Source organism: Phormidesmis sp. 146-33, assembly GCF_052939515.1.
This window is the reverse complement of the sequence record NZ_JBJPHU010000290.1, coordinates 1-1,173: the sequence shown is the minus strand read 5'-3', so window position 1 is coordinate 1,173 and position 1,173 is coordinate 1. Positions and strand designations below refer to the sequence as shown.

Here is a 1,173-nt window from a genome sequence, read left to right as displayed (position 1 = left end):
GTATCGACACTGCATAGTACAACACCCTCATTCATCCCTCCATTATGCAACGCCAATTTTTCTAGACATATTCCCATGAAGACTTTTATGCAATCTGTAGCCGGACTCGTGATAGGGACGGGGTTTGCTTTAGTGGTTATGGGTATAAGGAGTGGATACTTTCAGGTAGCGATTTCTGGAAGTGCAATGATGCTTTCAGGAGCGTTCGTGTGGGCAGTCGCTTACGTGAAGGATTAACTAAGAAGAACGAATCAGAGCCTAGCCCTGACCACAACTAAGAAGGGATTGAAAGCTGTACAATCTCTCCATGTATGACGATACCTGCCGATTTCTTGCTGAACACTTCTCAGCCGACTTTGCCAGTTGGCTGCTGGGAGAGCCTGTCACGATGACAGAGCTTCAACCCTCTGAACTTTCCCTTGACCCGATTCGCGCCGATGCTCTGATTCTGCTGGAGTCGGACGAATCCATTTTGCATATCGAGTTTCAAACCCTGCCTAAAAATACGATTCCGCTCCGTGTTCTGGATTACCGAGTGCGAATGTACCGCAAAGATCCAACCAAACCGATGCAGCAGGTTGTGATTTACCTAAAGCAGACTGCTTCTGAGTTGGTCTATCAAACGAGCTTTACGATGGAACGGACACGCCACGAGTTTGATGTCATCCGGTTGTGGGAGCAACCTGCTTCACTCTTTCTGCAATATCCTGGTTTGATTCCCTTTGCGGTTCTAGGGCAAACTGCGGATGCAGAGGAAACGCTGCGCCAAGCGGCTCAAAGGGTAGATCAGATTGCAGACCCCACGACAAAAGCGAATCTGATGGCAGCATCAGGAATCTTAGCTGGGTTAAAATTAGAGCAAGAAGTGATTTATCGTCTATTGCGGAGGGACATCATGCAAGAATCCACTGTTTATCGTTCAATCCTGGCAGAGGGGAAAGCAGAGACACAACGGGAGATTGCTATGAATCTTCTAAAAGCGGGTATTGCCATTAACATTATTGCTTCTACGACAGGATTATTGATCGAAGAAGTGCAACAACTTCAACAACAACTGAACGACTCTGCACAAAGCTGAAGTTGATCGATGTTCGGGAAGTTGATCGTGAAGACACGGCATAATCGGGTCGCCGGAGGGTTTTCCCCTCCAGCTCCCACAGCACCCCGCATGCG

At 48.0% G+C, this 1,173-nt stretch carries 1 protein-coding gene; it reads left to right on the top strand.

Going from position 1 to position 1,173, the window contains the following annotated elements; genetic code table 11:
- Window positions 1-307: 307 nt before the first annotated feature.
- A complete protein-coding gene (locus tag ACJ2PR_RS36040; RefSeq protein WP_446859343.1) occupies window positions 308-1,078 on the top strand; it encodes an Rpn family recombination-promoting nuclease/putative transposase in 771 nt (256 codons plus the stop codon).
- Window positions 1,079-1,173: the final 95 nt, after the last annotated feature.